A 17,876-nucleotide genomic window follows, 5' to 3' on the forward strand; every position below is an offset into this window, starting at 1 on the left:
CTCGGTCGGGAAGATTGTGGGTTCCGGCCAGGTGAACATCCCGTAGGGGCACATCCACAGGCAGGGGGGCGCGTGGACATACCTGAACGGGCATCGGACAACCGGCCGTATTTCTTCCTGAGTTACGCCCACACACCGGCGTGGGGGTCCAGCGGCGGGGATCCGGACCACTGGGTGCACGTCCTGTTCACGGATCTGTGCGACCACATCATGGCGCTCACGGATCTGCCCGCGGGCGCGCCCGCGGGTTTCATGGACCGCGAGATGCGCGCCGGGGACGGCTGGCCGGAGAAACTCAGCGAGAATCTCGCGACGTGCCGGGTGTTCGTGCCGCTGTTCTCGCCGCGGTACTTCACCAGTGAGAGTTGCGGCCGGGAATGGTTCGCCTTCAACGAGCGGATCGTGCGGGCGCGGGCCACCGGCGCCGGCGCCATGTCGGCCATCGTCCCCGCGCTGTGGACGCATATCGACTACGCCCAACTCCCTGATTCCGTACGGCATATCCATGTCGACCAGGCGCAGTTCGGCGACCGGTACGCGGCCAACGGGATCTACGGCCTGATCAAGCTGAACCGGCTGCACGACGAGTACGAGGAGACCGTGCTCGGGCTCGCCCAGCGGATCGTGCGGATCGCCCACGAGTCGCCGCTGCCGTCCAGCAGGCCCCGCCCCTACGAGAGCACGCCCAGCGCGTTCAAGCCGCGCGGCGAGGGGCCCCGGCGGATCCACCTGACCGTGGCCGCGCCGACCCGGCACAGCATTCCCGGGCACCGGGACACCCGGCCCTACGGCGAGGACGCCCAGGACTGGAACCCGTACCACTCGGAGTCCACCCGCTCCCTGCCCGCGCTCGCCGAGGAGCTGATCCGCTCCCTGGACTACCGGATCACGGTGTCGTCCTTCGACGACGAGGACACCGGCGAGAACCTGGTGGCGGACGACTCCGACAAGGCGGCGCCCAGTCACCCCGGCATCCTGCTGGTCGACCGGTGGGCGCTGACCGACGAGGAACGCAAGCGCAGACTCGCGGCCTTCGACGCCAACGCCCGGCCCTGGGTGAGCGCGATCGTTCCCTGGAACCGTGCCGACATCCAGTGCCACGGGGACGAGGGCCGCAAGCTGGCCGCGGACCTCGAACAGACGCTGCCGCTGATCCTGGACCGGGGCCGGCGCGCCGACTGCCGGGTCGCCGTCAACGGCGTCCCGACCCTGAAGGCCTTCACCGACGTACTGCCCGCCGTCGTCGCGCACGCGACCCGGCAGTACCTCAAGCACGCGGAGGCGCATCCGCCCGTGGGCCCGCCGATCCGCAGGCCCCGCCTGCTGGGCCCCATCCAACCGCCACTGGACGAAGGCGGAGCCGACGACGGAGGAGAAGAAGCATGACGGCCGTGCAGGACGGACGCATCATCACCTTCTACTCGTACAAAGGGGGCACGGGCCGCACCATGGCTCTGGCCAACACCGCATGGATCCTCGCCGCCAACGGAAAACGCGTACTCGCGGTCGACTGGGACCTGGAGGCACCGGGCCTGCACCGCTTCTTCCACCCGTTCCTGGACCTGAGCGCGCTCGCGGCCACCACCGGCGTCATCGACATCATCAACGAGTACGCCTGGGCGTCCACCACCGGCACCCAGCGCTCCGGGCCCTGGCACCTGGACTACGCGCGCGTCGAACCGCACGCCATCTCCCTGACCCCGGAACGGCTCGGACTGCGCTTCCAGGAAGGCGGCTCCCTCGACTTCCTGTCCGCCGGACGCCAGGACCGTTCGTACTCCGCGACCGTGTCGTCCTTCGAGTGGGACAACTTCTACGAGCGCCTCGGCGGCGGTCAGTTCCTCGACGCGCTGCGCGACGACATGAAGGCCTCGTACGACTACGTCCTGATCGACAGCCGCACCGGGCTGTCCGACAACGCCGACATCTGCACCATGCAGATGCCCGACGTGCTCGTGGACTGCTTCACCCTCAGCGACCAGTCCCTCGACGGCGCGGCGGCCGTGGCCCGCAGCGTCGAGGACGGCTATCGGAACCGCAAGATCCGGGTGCTACCGGTGCCGATGCGCATCGACGAGGGCGAGAAGGAGAAGGTCGACGCGGGACGCGCGCTCGCCCGGATGAAGTTCGACGGACTGCCCAAGGGCCTCGGCGGCGAGGACCTCGCCTTCGAGGAGATGACCGCGTACTGGGGGAACGTCGAGATCCCGTACCGCCCGTACTACGCGTACGAGGAGACGCTCGCCACCGTCGGCGACGAGAGCGGCATCGCCAACTCGCTGCTGTCCGCCTTCGAGCGGCTCACGGCCGTCATCTCGGACGGCGAGGTCACCTCGCTGCCGCCGGTGCCGGAGCCGGTGCGGCTGCGCTGCCGCGACGCGTTCCTGCGGCGCCGGCCGATGACGTCCGTGGCCGACGTCTCCATCGTGTACGCGGCGGAGAACCGCATGTGGGCGGACTGGACCGAGGCGCTCCTGAAGCGGGCCGGCTGCAACGTGGTGCCGCACGACATCTCCACCGGCCCCGTCGAGCAGCCCGACCCGGCGACCCGCACCCTCGTGCTGCTGTCGAACGCCTTCCGCAAGTCCCGCTACGCCGACGCCGTCTGGCGCACCCTCACCGAGACCGACCCGGACACCCCGCACAGCCCGCTGACAGCGCTGCGGGTCGACGAGGTCCGGCTGCCCGACTCCTACCTCGACCGCAACCCGGTGGACCTGCACCGTCTCGACGAGGCCCAGTGCATCACCTCGCTGCTGAACGTCCTGGAGCTGCCGGGCCGTCCCCTCGACAGCGGACCCTCGGGCCCCCGCTTCCCGGGCAGCACCCCGGGCATCTGGAACGCCCCGCAGCGCAACAACACCTTCACGGGCCGCAACGTCATCCTCGACCACGTCCGCGACCAGCTCAGCGGGGGCATATCGGTCGTCCTGCCGCAGCCGCAGGCACTGTTCGGACTGGGCGGCGTCGGCAAGACACAGGTCGCGCTGGAGTACGTGCACCGCTTCATGGCGGACTACGACCTCGTGTGGTGGATCTCCGCCGAGGACCCCGGCAACGTCGTCTCCTCGCTCGCCGAACTCGCCGCCCGCATCGGCGCGCCCGGCGGCGAGGACATCAACGTGGCCAGCCAGGAGGCCGTGCAGATGCTGGGCCGCGGCGCGCCCACCAAACGCTGGATCCTGGTCTTCGACAACGCCGACGACCCCGCGAAGCTCACCCGCTTCTTCCCCACCGGGGGCGGCGGGCACATCCTCGTCACCTCGCGCAATCAGGCGTGGGCGCAGGAGGGCGCCTCCCTGCCCATCGACGTGTTCCTGCGCGAGGAGAGCATCGAGCACCTCACCCGCCGCGCCTCCGGGCTCACCACCGAGGAGGCGGACCAGGTCGCCACCGCGGTGGGCGACCTGCCGCTCGCGGTCGAGCAGGCCGCCGCCTGGCTCGCCGAGACGGCCACGCCCATCGACGACTACCTGCGCCAGCTCGCCGAGCAGACCACCGAGGTCCTCGACCTCAACCAGCCCGCCGACTACCCCAAGACGGTCGCCGCGACCTGGAACATCTCCATAGCCCGGCTGCGGGAGAACTCCCCCGCCTCGGTGCGGCTGCTCCAGCTGTGCGCGTTCCTCGCCGCCGAGCCGATCTCCGTCCACCTGCTCTACAGCAAGGAGATGATCGACGCCCTCAGGCCCTACGACCCCGCCCTCCAGGAGAGTCTGCTGCTCGGCCGGGTCATCCGGGAGATCGGCCGGTTCGCGCTCGCCAAGGTCGACCAGGTCAGCAACAGCATCCAGGTCCACCGACTGGTGCAGGCGGTGATCCGCTCCCAGCTCACCGAGGAGGAGCAGCGGCACGCCCGGCACATCGTGCACACGGTCCTGGCGGGCTGCCGGCCGGACGGCGACGAACCCATCGACGACCCCGAGACCTGGGCGAGGTTCGCCGTCATCTGGCCGCACCTGTCGGCGTCCGACGCCCGCAACTGCACCGAGGCGCCGACCCGCAGGCTGCTCATCGACCGCGTCCGCTACCTCTGGAAGCGCGGCGAGTTCGCGGGTGCCCAGGCGCTCGCCGAGGACCTCCTCGAACACTGGAAGCCGGCCCTCGGCGAGGACGACGTCCAGTATCTGTACCTGCGCTGCCAGCTGGGCAACATCCTGCGCTCGCAGGGGCGTTACGTGGAGGCCCGGGAGATCAACACCGAGCTCCTGGAACGCCAGAAGCGCGTGCTCGGCCCCTCGCACCCGCACACGTACGTCACCATGTCCGGCCTGGCCAGCGACCTCGCGGCGCTCGGTGTGTACGGATCGGCGGTGGAGTTCGCCCGCGAGGCGCACGAGGGCTTCAGCCAGATCTTCCACGAGTCGCACCGGCGCACCCTCAGTGCGGCCAACAACCTCGCGCTGGCGCTGCGCATGGTCGGCCGGTACGGCGAGGCGCGCGCCATCGACCAGGACACCTACGACCGGCGCATCGAGGTCCTCGGCCCCGACCATCCGTACACGCTGGCCTCGGCCGCCCGGCTGGGCCGCGACCTGCGCGAGGTCGGCCGGTACACCGAGTCGGTCTCCCTGCTCTCCCGCGCCTACGACGCCCACAAACGCATCCTCGGCAAGGACTTCCCGGGCACGCTGAGCTGCGCGAAGTCGCTCGCCGTGTCGCTGCGCAGGGCAGGTCAGTTCGAGGACGCGCGCCGGCTGACGACGGCCACCCGCGCGCAGTACCGGGCGCAGTACCCGGCGCCGACGCCGGACTCGCTCGCCTGCGACCTGAACATGGCGGCCGACCTCTTCGCCGCGGACGAGCGGGAGGCGGCGCGCGATGTCGCCCGGGAGGCGCTGACCGAGTACATGAAGGTGCCGGGCGAGGCTCATCCGTACACCCAGGCCGCCCTCAACAACCTGGGGATATTCCACTGGGGCTGCGGCGACGCGGAGGAGGCGGAGACCGTGTTCCGCCAGGTGCTGCGCCGCATGGGCGAGGTGCTCGGCGAGAAGCACCCGCACACCCTGTTCACCGGCATCAACTACGCCAACGTCCTCGCCGACCAGGGTCAGCTCGGCGAGGCCCGTGAACTGGAGGAGAAGGCCGTCGTCACCCTGCGTACCGTCCTCGGTCCGCACCACCCGGAGACGCTCGCCGTCGTCACCAACTACGGCCTCACGCTGGCCGAGCTGGGCCGCAAGGACGAGGCCGGGCGGCTGCGCGACGAGGCCCTGTCGGAGCTGCGCGACCGTCTCGGCGACGATAACGGCATGACCCGGGTGGCGGCGGAGGGCCGCCGCATCTACCGGGACCTGGAACCACTGGCGGTGTGACCACCGGCCGCGCGGTGCCGGACGGGCTTACCGGCCCGCCCGGCACCGCGGGACGCCCGTCTGGGCGAGCGGGGCGAGTCCCAGCCCGCCCAGCACCGCAGGGCGCGCGTTCAAGCGGGCGGGTCGAGTCTCAGCCCGCCCGGCACCGCAGAGCACCCGTCCAGGCGAGCGGGACGAGTCCCAGCCCGCCCGACACCACAAGACGCCCATCCAGGCGAGCGGGGCGAGTCTCAGCCCGTCCGGCGTTTGAGGACGAGGCCGTTCAGGCCGACGCGGGGGCCTGGGGGCGGCAGCCCCCGGAGACCTGCACATCAAGCACGGGCACGGAAGGACCCGGAACAGAAGGACCCGGCACGGAAGGACCCGGAACAGCAGCGGAGTGCGCCCCCCGCCCCCGCCGGTGCGCCGGCCAGACCGGCACATCGGCGAGCAGCCACGTCAGCACCTTCGGCAGGGCCCGCAGCGCGGCGAAGTGCGCCGCGCTCGGCTCCAGCACGGCCGTCGCACGGGGAATCCGCGCCGCCATCCACGAGGAGTGCGACGCCGGTGAGAACACGTCCTTCACCCCGTGCCACAGGAGCACCGGCACCCTGATGTCCGCCGGGTCGAAGCCCCAGTTCCCGGTCAGCGCGAGCGCGTCGTCGATCCACCCGTACGGCGACGTGCGCAGCGCCTCACGGTAGTTGCGCAGCAGCATCGAGCGGATGGTGTTGTCGGAGACGATCTGCCGGTCGTCGTCGGTGAGGTCCTGCCGCAATTCCTCCAGCAGCCGCACGGGATCGCGCCGGATGGCGGCCGACCGTGGGATCAGCCGGGCCACGAAGCGCTCCGGGTCGGTGAACGCGGTCCGGAACTCGTTGACGTTCGACGGCGCCATTCCCTTGAACCAGTCGAGCCCCTCCGCGTTCCGCGGCGCCAGCCCGACCAGCGCGGCGGCCCGGGTGACCCGCGTCGGCATCAACGCGGCACAGGCCAGCGCGTGCGGGGCGCCGCCGGAGCGCCCGGCCACCGCGAACCGGTCGATCCCCAGCGCGTCGGCGACCTCGGTGACGTCCTGCACGACATCGACGACCCGGCGCCCCTGCATGCGGTCGGATCCCCCGTACCCGGGGCGGTCGTAGCTGATGAGCCGGGTGCCGCGCTGGTAGAGGAACATGGAACGCGGCCTGGGCCCGACCCTGCTGCCGGGCATCCCGTGCAGCAGGAACACCGGGCGCCCCCCTGGATCCCCCGAGACTTCCACGCGCAGCTGCCGTCCGTCCGCCGTCCGCACATGATCGCGCACAGCGCCCCCCTTCCTCGGTCCATGGACCGGGACAAACGCTGCCCCATCCCTGCCCGGCGGGCCGTGCCACGAAACGAATGCGCAGGTCAACATAGCTTCATAACAAGCCACTTGACGCCACTTCGCGGTCTCCGTAGCGTCGCCTTCCGTATGTGGATCTGACCAGAATTCATATCCGAGGACAGCAACGAGACGGGCGGGGTGTCCATGAGCGGGCGACGTGTGGTGGTCTCCGGCGGCGGGACCGGGATCGGTCTGGCGACGGCGGAGGCGTTCGCGGCAGACGGGGACCGTGTGGTGCTCCTCGGCCGCCGCGAGGACGTACTGCGCAAGGCCGCCGACGCACTGGACGAGCGGCACGGGACGGGCACCGCCTCCTGGTACGCGGCGGACCTCGCCGACCCCGAACAGGTGGAGTCGGTCCGCGAGTTCATCACCGGGAACGACACCCCGGTCGACGTACTGGTCGCCAACGCGGGCGGGAACGTGGCCCCTTCGCACGACGGCAGCCTCGCCTCCGTCGCCGAGAGCTACCGGCGCAACTTCGACGCCAACGTCCTGACCGCCGTTCTGCTCACCGAGGCGCTGATCCCGCACATGCGCCGCCCCGGCGGCCGTGTCGTGCAGCTCTCCTCGATCGCCTCGCTGCGCGGCCCCGGCTCGTACGGCGGCTCCAAGGGCTGGATCAACACCTACACCTTCGACCTCGCCCAGCGCCTCGGCCCCGAGGGCATCACCGCGAACGCGGTCGCCCCCGGTTTCGTCGGCGACACCGAGTTCTTCGGCGACCGCGCGACCCCGGAGTTCGTCGCCTCCCGAGTGGCACAGTCCCTCACGGGACAGCCGGGCCACCCGGCGGAGATCGCCGCGCTCATCCGGTACGTGGCGTCTCCCGAGGCCGCGTATGTGACGGGCCAGTTGCTGCACATCAACGGCGGTGCCGCGCTGGGCCGTTGAGCCGACGGCCGGGGATCGCGGACGGCCCCGGGGGCGACCGCGGACGAACCGCCGTGTCCTGGATCTCCGGCCTTCCGCCGAGGGGCCCGGCCCTCCGCCGCGTGCAACCCTTCAGCCGTCACACGTGTCTCAGGAGTGGGGAACTGGCGTTCCCGCGCAGTTCGCCCGTCCGTCACCGACGCTTCGTCCAGAGGGATCTCCATGCCGCACACCGCTCCCGACCGCCGTACGCTCCGCCGGACCGCCGGCGTGATCGGAGCCGGCGCGATCGGCGCCGTCGCCGTGATCTCCCTGGGAGCCGCGCCCGCCCTGGCCGCCGACCCGGCACCCGGGCTGGTCCTGGGCGAGATCACTCCGCCGGAGGGGCTGAAGCCGGGCGGCAGCTTCGACGTGCCGGTCACCTTCACCAACACCGGTCCCGCGGACCTCGGCAAGGTCTGGATCGCGTACTCGGTGACCGAGGGCCTGAGCCAGGCCGAGCTGCCGTCCAACTGCCTCCGCTACGAGGTCGGTTCCTTCGACGAGGCCCCGAGCCGCTCCGACGCGGTCTGCGAGTTCGACCAGACCGTGAAGCCGGGCGTCGTGTACGCCCCGGAGACACCGGTGACGATCAAGGCGCTCGACCGCGCGCTGTACGACGACCTCTCCGTCTCGGTCGCCGACTACGACGCCGCGCCCTCCGAAGGCGCCTCGGAGCCGGTGCGCGGCATCGGCCCCGCGGTCAAGCTCGTCGAGCGCCCCGACGCCCCCGCGGCCGAGCCCGGCTCCGCGGAGCACGAGGACTGGGACCGGATCAGCGTGCGGGTGACCGCGGACAGCACGGCCGACTTCCAGGTGACGGGAGCCGCGCTGAAGGGCAGGGTCGGCGAGACGGTCGACCTGCGGGCGAAGTTCACCAACGCCGGTCCGGGCTGGGTGCTCCCGGAACTGGGCGCCCCGTCGACCCGGATCCTGATCAAGATGCCCGCGGGCACCGAGGTGACCAAGACCGACGGCTTCTGCAACAAGGTGGACGCCGGCTCCTACGAGTGCAGCACCGCCCAGGCCTGGGTGGAGGCGGCGTACCTGGGGACGTACGACTTCAAGCTGAAGATCACGAAGGCGGTCGCCGGGGCCGAGGGTTCCATCGCGCTGGCCGGGCCGGCCCGTCCGTTCGACGAGAACAAGAAGAACGACAAGGCCGCCATCACCCTCGCCGTCGCGGGCAGCGGCTCGACCGGCGGCGCCGGTGGTTCGACCGGCGGCAGCGGTTCGACCGGCGGTGACGGCTCGTCCTCCACCGGAGGATCCGGCTCCTCGTCCACCGGCGGATCCGGTTCCACCGGCGGCACGGGCGGATCGTCCACGAACGGCACCTCGGGCGACTCCGCCGTCGACGGCGACCTGGCGAGCACCGGCTCCGGTCCCGCCCTGCCTCTCGCCGGCGCCGCCGCCGCGGCCCTCGCCGTCGGCACGGGCACCGTCGTCGTGATGCGGCGCCGCGCGGCCCGTCGCTGACGACCGCACCCCGCCGTAGGAGCCGGCCGGCGTCCGCAGCCCGGCCGGTTTCCGCTTGCCCGGGCCCGCGGAGAGCGGGCTCTCCAGGCCCCCCGCCCTACGGACGGAAGCCGTCGATGGCGAGCTCCATGATGCGGCGCGCCTGGGCGAGCCCCTCCTCGCCGGATCCGACGCGCCACAGGAACCCCATGAGCAGCAGCACGTCGGCGGCGTCGAGGCCGGGACGCACACTGCCGTCGCGCTCGCAGGCCTCCAGGAGCCGGGCGACGGCGCCCGCCACGGGCGCGTACGTGTCACTGATGACCTTCTGGGCCGCCACCGTGTGCAGAGCCTCGCCGAGGCCGTGCTTGAGGCGCACATAGGCGGCGAGCCGTTCGAACCAGACACGGAACGCGTCCAGCGGCGCGTTCTCGGCCAGCACCTGATCCACTTCGCCGACGAGGCATTCCACGTCGTGCCGGTACACGGCGAGGATCAGGGCCTCCCGGGTCGGGAAGTGCCGGTAGAGCGTGCCCGCGCCGACTCCCGCACGCTTGGCGATGACGTTGAGCGAGGTCGCCCCGTCCTCGGCGAACGCGTCGTGCGCCACCCGCAGCAGGTGCTCCCGGTTCTTGAGCGCGTCCACCCGCACGGGCCCCTGCCGGCGTCCGGCCACTGTTCCTCCCCGAGCGTGCGGCGGATCGATCTTTCTCACGGTACGGCACGGGCGCCGCGCTCCCGCGCCCCGGCACCGATAAACGGAGAACTCTCCGCCAAGGACCCGGCGCTGCGGTCGGTGCGCCCGGTGCCCGGCCACCGGCACCCGCACTCCTCGGCCAAGGCCGAGCGGCTGCCGGGCCGGCGGGCGCACCCAGCGGCGGAGGCCGTCGCGGCCTGCGTCCAAGACCTCATCGCGAAGGGGGCAGTTCGGGTGCGACCGGCCGCCGCACGGGTGACGGCGGCTCCACAGACACGTCCGCCCTGACCGGTGAAACCCAGTCAGGGCGGAGACCACACAGGTCAGATCGTTTCTGCACGCGTAGCGCTGGGTGGGGCGGGTGGGACTCGAACCCACGGCCGACGGATTATGAGTCCGCTGCTCTAACCGGCTGAGCTACCGCCCCGTACGGCGTGTCGCGCACATTTGTGCGCGCCGTCTGCCGCAGCATAGCCGCTCATACGATCTCCTGCTTCGGATGGTCGGCATCACATGACCATGAGGACTTCGGCGTGCCCCGCGCGGTTCCCCCGGACATGAAAAAGGACCCCTGAGGGGTCCTCTTCCGTTGCTCTCCCGACTGGACTCGAACCAGTAACCTGCCGGTTAACAGCCGGCTGCTCTGCCAATTGAGCTACAGGAGATCGAGCTCCCCCGACTGGACTCGAACCAGTAACCTGCCGGTTAACAGCCGGCTGCTCTGCCAATTGAGCTACGGAGGATTGCCTCGTTGCATCGAACGTACCTACCTGGGTATTCGCCAGGGGGCGTGCGCTCGCTGCGACACATACATTAGCGCAAGCAGGGGGGTGCTCCGCCAATCGGTTCCCTCCACACCGATGCCGACGCAAGGGAAGGGTGGCCGTCATGCGCTACCGGCTCACATTCGTCGCCGGACTGGCCCTGGGTTACGTGCTCGGCACGCGCGCCGGGCGCGAGCGCTACGAGCAGCTGAAGAAGTCCGCACGCCAGGTCGCGCAGAACCCGGCGGTGCGCAACACCGCGGAGACCGCCGCCCAGCAGGGCCGCGTGGTCGCGGGCAAGGCGTTCCACGCCGTGAGCGAGAAGGTCGGCGACCACGTCCCGGACTCGGTCGCCGAGCGTGTGCGCTCCCTGCGCGAGCGGAACAGCAACGGTGCGGTCGAGGACGACTGGGGCACCAGCAACACCTAGGAGGTGCCCACCTCCCGTCGTACGGCAGAATTTCCGCCATGGGGATAGTCGCCGGGCTGGACAGTTCGCCCGATTTCACTCGTATCGTCGTCTGCGACACGGACACGGGCGCCGTGCTCAGGCAGGGGTATGCGCCGCATCCGGTCGAGACCACCGAGAGCGGCGGCCGTCCTTCGGACGTGGATCCGCAGGCCTGGCTGCTGTCCCTGGGCGAGGCGGCCGGAGGCGGCCTGCTCGAAGGCGTGCAGGCCATCGGTGTCTCCGCGCAGCAGAACGCCCTGGTCCCGCTGGACGTGCAGGGCAACACCGTGCGCCCCGCGCTGGTCGGCGGCGACAAGCGCGCCCAGGTCGCGGCCGCCGACCTGGTGGACGCGCTCGGCGGACGCGAGGCGTGGGCCCAGGCCGTGGGCTCCGTGCCGCAGGCCGCGCAGCCGGTGACCAAGCTGCGCTGGCTCAGCAGGACCGAGCCGGAGACGGTGCGGCGCACCGCCCTGCTGATGCAGGCGCACGACTGGCTGGTGTGGCAGCTGCTGGGCCGCCCCGCGCGGCGCACCACCGACCGGGGCGGGGCCTCCGGGACCGGCTACTGGTCCGCGGCCACCGGCGCCTACCGGCCCGACCTCGTCGAGCTGGCACTCGGGCACCAGGCGTCCCTGCCCGAGGTGCTGGGTCCCGCCGAGGCGGCCGGCACCACACCGGAGGGGCTGCTGATCTCGGCGGGGACCGGCGAGACGATGGCGGCGGCCTTCGGGCTCGGCATCGGGCTCGGGGACGCGGTGGTGTCGCTCGGCGCCTCCGGGTCCGTGATGGCCGTGCACCCCGAGGCGCTGGTGGACTCCAGCGGCATGATCACCTCCCTCGCGGACGCGACGGGCATGCATCTGCCGGTCGTCACCACCCTCAATGCCGTACGGGCCCTGCGGGGCACCGCCGAGCTGCTCGGCGTGCCCGACCTGGAGGGCCTGTCCGATCTGGCGATGAAGTCGACGCCGGGCTCCCACGGCCTCGTCCTGCTGCCCTATCTGGAGGGCGAGCGGACGCCGAACCTGCCGCACACGGCGGGCACCCTCGCCGGGCTGCGGCGGGAGTCCATGCGGCCCGAGCACCTGGCACGGGCCGCCTTCGAGGGCATGCTCTGCGGGCTCGCCGACGCGCTGGACGTACTGCGCGGGCGCGGCGTCGACGTACGCCGGATCTTCCTGCTGGGCCAGGCCGCCGAACTGCCCGCCGTCCAGGCGATGGCACCCGCGCTGTTCGGCGCGCAGGTCGTCGTGCCGCAGCCCGCGGACTACGCGGCGATCGGCGCGGCCCGGCAGGCGGCCTGGGCCCTGGGCGTCTCGCAGGGCGCGCTCGACCCGCGGACGCCGCCGATGTGGCAGGGTCCGGTCGCCCAGGTGCTGGAGCCCGGCGAGGAGCTCGCCGTGGGCCAGGCCGTACGCCAGCAGTACGTGTCCGTACGGGAACAGACGCATCCTGGGGCGTTCCGCGGCCCGGGGGCGCCGTAGCCTCGCGCCGGCCTCCGTCGAAGGGCCGGGCCCGGCCCTTCGACGGACCGCGGCCGGGTTAATTCGGTTGAGGTAACGCGGGTGGAGTGTTCGACGATAGGGGGTGGTGCACCACCCGATCGCGTGCGATCACCCAGCCGTCGACGACTCCGAGAGACCCCGCGTGCTCATACGACTCCTGCGTACCCACCTCAGTCCTTACAAGAAGCCCATCGCCCTGCTGGTGCTGCTGCAGTTCCTGCAGACGTGCGCCACGCTCTATCTGCCCACGCTGAACGCGCACATCATCGACAACGGTGTCGTGAAGGGAGACACGGGCTACATCGTGTCCTTCGGGGCGCTGATGATCGGCATCTCGATGGCGCAGGTCGTCTGCAACATCGGAGCGGTCTACTACGGCGCCCGTACGGCGTCGGCGGTCGGCCGGGACATCCGAGCCGCCGTCTTCGACCGCGTCCAGTCCTTCTCGGCCCGTGAGGTCGGCCACTTCGGGGCCCCGTCGCTGATCACCCGCACCACCAACGACGTCCAGCAGGTGCAGATGCTCACGCTGATGACGTTCACCCTCCTGGTGTCGGCGCCGATCATGTGTGTGGGCGGCATCATCCTGGCCCTCGGCCTGGACGTGCCGCTGTCCGCGGTCCTCGTCGCCGTCGTGCCGGTGCTCGGCATCTGCGTGACCCTCATCGTGCGCAGGCTGCGCCCGCTGTTCCGCACCATGCAGACGCGGCTGGACACGGTGAACCGCGTGCTGCGCGAGCAGATCTCCGGCAACCGGGTGATCCGCGCCTTCGTGCGCGACGACTACGAGAAGGACCGCTTCCGCGGCGCCAACACCGAGCTGACGCAGACGTCGCTGGCCACCGGCCGGATGCTCGCGCTGATGTTCCCCATCGTCATGACCGTGGTGAACGTGTCGTCCATCGCGGTCGTCTGGTTCGGCGCCCACCGCATCGACAGCGGTGGCATGCAGATCGGCGACCTGACCGCGTTCCTCGCCTACCTCATGCAGATCGTGATGTCCGTGATGATGGCCACCTTCATGTTCATGATGGTGCCGCGCGCGGAGGTCTGCGCCGAGCGCATCGAGGAGGTGCTCGGCACCGACAGCAGCGTGGTCCCGCCGGCCGCGCCCGTCGTCGAGCTGCGCCGCCACGGCCATCTGGAGGTCAGGCAGGCCGGGTTCCGCTATCCGGGCGCCGAGGAGCCGGTCCTCAAGGCCATCGACCTGGTGGCCCGGCCCGGTGAGGTGACCGCCGTGATCGGCTCCACGGGCAGCGGCAAGTCCACCCTGCTGGGCCTGGTCCCCCGGCTGTTCGACGCCACCGAGGGCGCGGTGCTCGTCGACGGCGTGGACGTCTCGACCATCGACCCGAAGGTACTGGCCAGGACGGTCGGTCTCGTCCCGCAGAAGCCGTACCTGTTCGCGGGCACCGTCGCCGGCAACCTCCGGTACGGCAATCCCGACGCCACCGACGAGGAGCTGTGGCACGCGCTGGAGGTGGCGCAGGCCAAGGGCTTCGTCCAGACGCTGGAGAACGGTCTGGACTCGCCGATCGCGCAGGGCGGCACCAACGTGTCCGGCGGTCAGCGCCAGCGCCTCGCCATCGCCCGCACCCTCGTGCAGCGCCCGGAGATCTACCTGTTCGACGACTCCTTCTCCGCGCTCGACTACGCGACCGACGCGGCGCTGCGGGCGGCGCTCGCCGAGGAGACCGCCGAGGCGACCGTGCTGATCGTGGCCCAGCGGGTGTCGACCATCCGGGACGCCGACCGGATCGTGGTCCTCGACGAGGGCCGGATCGTCGGCAGCGGACGGCATCACGAACTGATGGCGGACAACGAGACCTACCGGGAGATCGTGCTCTCCCAGCTCACGGAAGCGGAGGCTGCCTGATGGCCGGGCCCATGGGACGCATGATGGCCGGGGGCGGCCCCGACCAGCGCTCGATGGACTTCAAGGGGTCGGGCAAGCGGCTCCTGTCCCAGTTCAAACCGGAACGCGTCACGATGTGCGTGATGCTGGTCGCCGTCGTCCTGAGCGTCGGCCTCTCGGTGGTCGGCCCGAAGATCCTCGGCAAGGCCACCGACCTCGTCTTCGCGGGCATCATCGGCCGGCAGATGCCGGCCGGGGCCTCCAAGTCCGAGGTCCTCGCCGGGATGCGGGAACGCGGCGAGGGCGGAATCGCCGACATGCTCTCGGGGACGGACTTCACCCCCGGTGTGGGCATCGACTTCGACGCCGTCGGCCGTGTGCTCCTGCTCGCGCTCTGCACGTTCCTGCTGGCCGGTCTGCTGATGGCGGTGGCGACGCGGATGGTGAACCGCGCCGTCAACAAGACCGTCTACCGGATGCGCGAGGACATGCAGGCGAAGCTCTCGCGGCTGCCGCTGTCGTACTTCGACCAGCGGCAGCGCGGTGAGGTCCTCAGCCGCGCGACGAACGACATCGACAACATCCAGCAGACCCTCCAGCAGTCGATGGGCCAGCTGGTCAACTCGCTGCTGACGATCGTCGGCGTGCTGGCGGTGATGTTCTGGATCTCGCCGTTGCTGGCGCTGGTCGCGCTGGTGACCGTGCCGCTCTCCTTCTACGTCGCCACGCGTGTCGGCAAGCGGTCGCAGCCGCACTTCGTGCAGCAGTGGCGCACCACCGGCAAGCTCAACGCCCACATCGAGGAGATGTACACCGGGCACACCCTGGTCAAGGTGTTCGGGCGGCAGGACGAGTCGGCGGCCCAGTTCGCCGAGCAGAACGAGCAGTTGTACGAGGCCGGGTTCAAGGCGCAGTTCAACAGCGGGGTCATGCAGCCGCTGATGATGTTCGTGTCGAACCTGAACTACGTGCTGGTGGCCGTGGTCGGCGGACTGCGGGTCGCCTCCGGCACGCTGTCGATCGGCGACGTGCAGGCCTTCATCCAGTACTCCCGCCAGTTCTCGATGCCGCTGACGCAGGTCGCCTCGATGGCGAACCTGGTGCAGTCGGGCGTCGCGTCCGCGGAACGCATCTTCGAACTGCTGGACGCGGACGAGCAGGAGGCCGACCCGGTTCCGGCGGCGCGCCCCGACGAGCTGCGCGGACGCGTGGCGCTGGAGCACGTGTCCTTCCGCTACGAGCCCGAGAAGCCGCTCATCGAGGACCTGTCGCTGAAGGTCGAGCCGGGGCACACGGTCGCGATCGTCGGCCCGACCGGCGCGGGCAAGACGACGCTGGTGAACCTGCTGATGCGCTTCTACGACGTCACCGGCGGACGCATCACCCTCGACGGGGTCGACATCGCCTCGATGTCCCGGGACGACCTGCGGGCCGCCATCGGCATGGTGCTCCAGGACACCTGGCTGTTCGGGGGCACGATCGCCGAGAACATCGCGTACGGCGCTGGAATGGAAGGGGCGGCGCGAAGCGCCTCCGGCAAGGGCGGTGGTGGGCGACGGGTGGGCGTCACGCGCGGGGAGATCGAGGAGGCGGCGCGCGCGGCGCACGCCGACCGGTTCATCCGTACGCTGCCCGACGGCTACGACACCGTGATCGACGACGAGGGCACCGGGGTCAGCGCGGGCGAGAAGCAGCTGATCACGATCGCCCGGGCGTTCCTGTCGGACCCGGTGATCCTGGTCCTCGACGAGGCCACGAGCTCCGTCGACACCCGTACCGAGGTGCTGATCCAGAAGGCGATGGCGAAGCTCGCGCACGGGCGGACGTCGTTCGTGATCGCGCACCGGCTCTCCACCATCCGGGACGCGGACACGATCCTCGTCATGGAGAACGGGTCCATCGTCGAGCAGGGTGCGCACGCGGAGCTGCTCGCCTCCGGCGGGGCGTACGCGCGGCTGTATCAGGCGCAGTTCGCCCAGGCCGTGGCCGAGGTGGACTAGGGGTTCCGCCCCCCCTCCGCCCCCTCCCGGCCCTCGGCCCGGGGGCCGGCGGAGGGGGCACCGGCGCGTGCTGCGTCAGTCGAGGTAGCCGCGCAGCTGGTCCGCGAACGCGTGGTCGCGCAGCTTGTTGAGGGTCTTCGACTCGATCTGGCGGATCCGCTCCCGCGTGACGCCGAAGATCCGCCCGATCTCCTCCAGCGTGCGCGGCCGTCCGTCCGCGAGGCCGTACCGCAGCTGGACCACCTTGCGTTCGCGCTCGCCCAGCGTGGACAGCACCGCCTCCAGGTGCTCGCGGAGCAGCAGGAACGCGGCGGACTCCACGGGGGACGCGGCGTCGCCGTCCTCGATCAGGTCGCCCAGCGCGACGTCGTCCTCCTCGCCCACCGGAGCGTGCAGGGACACCGGTTCCTGCGCCAGCCGCAGCACTTCGCTGACCCGCTCGCTGGGCAGGTCCAGGTGCGCGGCGACCTCCTCGGGCGTCGGCTCGTAGCCGCGTTCCTGGAGCATGCGCCGCTGCACCCGGACGACCCGGTTGATCAGCTCGACGACGTGGACCGGCACGCGGATGGTGCGGGCCTGGTCGGCGAGGGCGCGGGACATGGCCTGCCGGATCCACCAGGTGGCGTAGGTGGAGAACTTGTACCCGCGGGCGTAGTCGAACTTCTCGACGGCCCGGATGAGGCCGAGGTTGCCCTCCTGGACCAGGTCGAGCATGGTCAGACCGCGGCCCACGTACCGCTTGGCGACGGAGACGACGAGCCGCAGGTTCGCCTCGATCAGACGGCGCTTGGCCATGCGGCCCATGACGACGAGCCGGTCCAGGTCGAGGGCGAGCTGGCTGTCCAGGTCGGGCGTGAGGCGGAGCTTCTCCTCGGCGAAGAGTCCTGCCTCCACGCGGCGGGCGAGTTCGACCTCTTCTGCGGCGGTGAGCAGGGGGATCCGCCCGATCTCGCGCAGATACTGGCGGAACAGGTCGGAGGAGGGTCCGGCGGTGTCCGTGGCGCGGCTGCGGGGCGCTTCGACCGGCTCGGGGGCCTCGGCCTCGGCCTCGGTCTCCGCCTCGCTCTCGACGGCACCGGGCGGCGGGCCGTCGAGTTCCGGCGGGCCGTCCGGCCCGGTCTCGGGGTGGTGCGCACCACGGCTCTGCGGGGGGACCGCCGTGACGGCGTCCGCGTCCGTGGTGGTGTCGGTCTGTGTGAGGGTCTGGGTCTGCACGGGGGCGACCTCCAGGAATGTCGCTGCTGAGGCGTGCGGCAGCGGTACGTCGGGGATGGGGTCGACGGCCTCGCCGCTGTCCATCCCGTAGTCGTGTGGCGGAACCGCGGGGATCGGGAACCCGTCGCGTGCGGGCCGGCCGCGCTCCGAGGACTCAGGCACCGGAACCCAGTGTGGAGTACGACACATCGCCGCCACGAGGGGCGTGCGGTGACTTTTTGCGTCCGGTCCGTGACCGCGTGGTTACCGTGGGGACGGGTGTGCGCTTTCCCGGACCCCAAACTGGTTGAAAGCTGCACGTGAGGGGGCAGCGGGGCGACCGGAAGCGGAAGGCAGGGCACCGGTGCCCGGAC

The 17,876-nt window shown here is 71.2% G+C and carries 11 protein-coding genes and 3 tRNA genes; 8 read left to right on the forward strand and 6 right to left on the reverse strand.

Annotated elements, in window-relative coordinates:
* Window positions 1–72: 72 nt before the first annotated feature.
* Together ACZ4IF_RS02780 and fxsT are read left to right on the forward strand one after the other, a co-directional pair.
* A complete protein-coding gene (locus ACZ4IF_RS02780; RefSeq protein WP_467558930.1) occupies window positions 73–1,386 on the forward strand; it encodes a TIR-like protein FxsC in 1,314 nt (437 codons plus the stop codon).
* Entirely contained in the window at window positions 1,383–5,318 is a 3,936-nt protein-coding gene (gene fxsT / locus ACZ4IF_RS02785; RefSeq protein ID WP_467558932.1) for an FxSxx-COOH system tetratricopeptide repeat protein, read from the forward strand. The genes ACZ4IF_RS02780 and fxsT overlap by 4 nt, the downstream gene beginning before the upstream one ends.
* A gap of 262 nt (window positions 5,319–5,580) precedes the next feature.
* On the opposite strand, the gene ACZ4IF_RS02790 is transcribed toward fxsT, so the two are convergent.
* A complete protein-coding gene (locus tag ACZ4IF_RS02790) occupies window positions 5,581–6,603 on the reverse strand; it encodes an alpha/beta fold hydrolase (protein ID WP_467558934.1) in 1,023 nt (340 codons plus the stop codon).
* 207 nt (window positions 6,604–6,810) lie between these two features.
* On the opposite strand from ACZ4IF_RS02790, the gene ACZ4IF_RS02795 reads away from it, so the two are divergent.
* Together ACZ4IF_RS02795 and ACZ4IF_RS02800 are read left to right on the forward strand one after the other, a co-directional pair.
* Window positions 6,811–7,560: an SDR family NAD(P)-dependent oxidoreductase gene (locus tag ACZ4IF_RS02795; RefSeq protein ID WP_467558936.1), complete on the forward strand. Its 750-nt coding sequence runs from the start codon at window positions 6,811–6,813 to the stop codon at window positions 7,558–7,560.
* Between the two features lie 201 nt (window positions 7,561–7,761).
* Window positions 7,762–9,057 (forward strand): hypothetical protein, encoded by a 1,296-nt coding sequence (locus tag ACZ4IF_RS02800; protein WP_467558938.1) that lies wholly within the window; start codon window positions 7,762–7,764, stop codon window positions 9,055–9,057.
* A gap of 97 nt (window positions 9,058–9,154) precedes the next feature.
* Here the strand turns inward: ACZ4IF_RS02800 and ACZ4IF_RS02805 are convergent, their stop codons facing one another.
* The 4 genes from ACZ4IF_RS02805 to ACZ4IF_RS02820 all read right to left on the reverse strand — a co-directional run bounded on the left by ACZ4IF_RS02805 (window position 9,155) and on the right by ACZ4IF_RS02820 (window position 10,476).
* Entirely contained in the window at window positions 9,155–9,712 is a 558-nt protein-coding gene (locus ACZ4IF_RS02805) for a TetR/AcrR family transcriptional regulator (RefSeq protein WP_467558940.1), read from the reverse strand.
* Between the two features lie 374 nt (window positions 9,713–10,086).
* A tRNA-Ile gene (locus tag ACZ4IF_RS02810) sits at window positions 10,087–10,160 on the reverse strand.
* 165 nt (window positions 10,161–10,325) lie between these two features.
* Window positions 10,326–10,398 (reverse strand) — tRNA-Asn (locus ACZ4IF_RS02815).
* Between the two features lie 5 nt (window positions 10,399–10,403).
* Window positions 10,404–10,476, reverse strand: a tRNA-Asn gene (locus ACZ4IF_RS02820).
* Window positions 10,477–10,621: 145 nt separating this feature from the next.
* Here ACZ4IF_RS02820 and ACZ4IF_RS02825 point away from each other — a divergent pair.
* From ACZ4IF_RS02825 to ACZ4IF_RS02840, 4 genes are all read left to right on the forward strand, one after another.
* Window positions 10,622–10,927 (forward strand): YtxH domain-containing protein, encoded by a 306-nt coding sequence (locus ACZ4IF_RS02825; RefSeq protein ID WP_345642337.1) that lies wholly within the window; start codon window positions 10,622–10,624, stop codon window positions 10,925–10,927.
* 38 nt (window positions 10,928–10,965) lie between these two features.
* Window positions 10,966–12,432, forward strand: a complete 1,467-nt coding sequence (locus ACZ4IF_RS02830; RefSeq protein WP_467558942.1) for an FGGY family carbohydrate kinase — start codon at window positions 10,966–10,968, stop codon at window positions 12,430–12,432.
* 163 nt (window positions 12,433–12,595) lie between these two features.
* Window positions 12,596–14,329 (forward strand): ABC transporter ATP-binding protein, encoded by a 1,734-nt coding sequence (locus ACZ4IF_RS02835; protein WP_467558944.1) that lies wholly within the window; start codon window positions 12,596–12,598, stop codon window positions 14,327–14,329.
* The gene (locus ACZ4IF_RS02840; RefSeq protein WP_467558946.1) at window positions 14,329–16,308 is read left to right on the forward strand and encodes an ABC transporter ATP-binding protein; all 1,980 of its coding nucleotides are present in this window, start codon (window positions 14,329–14,331) and stop codon (window positions 16,306–16,308) included. Before ACZ4IF_RS02835 ends, ACZ4IF_RS02840 begins: the two co-directional genes overlap by 1 nt.
* Before the next feature lie 75 nt (window positions 16,309–16,383).
* Here ACZ4IF_RS02840 and ACZ4IF_RS02845 read toward each other — a convergent pair whose 3' ends face one another.
* Window positions 16,384–17,685: an RNA polymerase sigma factor gene (locus ACZ4IF_RS02845; RefSeq protein WP_467558948.1), complete on the reverse strand. Its 1,302-nt coding sequence runs from the start codon at window positions 17,683–17,685 to the stop codon at window positions 16,384–16,386.
* Between the last annotated feature and the right edge of the window lie 191 nt (window positions 17,686–17,876).

Source organism: Streptomyces sp. NPDC025784, from assembly GCF_055558435.1.

Excerpts from the sequence above, each read along its gene's own strand:
- ACZ4IF_RS02840 (WP_467558946.1), top strand. The coding sequence starts at position 14,329 with ATGGCCGGGCCCATGGGACGCATGATGGCCGGGGGCGGCCCCGACCAG.
- ACZ4IF_RS02825 (WP_345642337.1), top strand. The coding sequence starts at position 10,622 with ATGCGCTACCGGCTCACATTCGTCGCCGGACTGGCCCTGGGTTACGTG.
- ACZ4IF_RS02830 (WP_467558942.1), top strand. The coding sequence starts at position 10,966 with ATGGGGATAGTCGCCGGGCTGGACAGTTCGCCCGATTTCACTCGTATC.
- fxsT (WP_467558932.1), top strand. The coding sequence starts at position 1,383 with ATGACGGCCGTGCAGGACGGACGCATCATCACCTTCTACTCGTACAAA.
- ACZ4IF_RS02800 (WP_467558938.1), top strand. The coding sequence starts at position 7,762 with ATGCCGCACACCGCTCCCGACCGCCGTACGCTCCGCCGGACCGCCGGC.
- ACZ4IF_RS02795 (WP_467558936.1), top strand. The coding sequence starts at position 6,811 with ATGAGCGGGCGACGTGTGGTGGTCTCCGGCGGCGGGACCGGGATCGGT.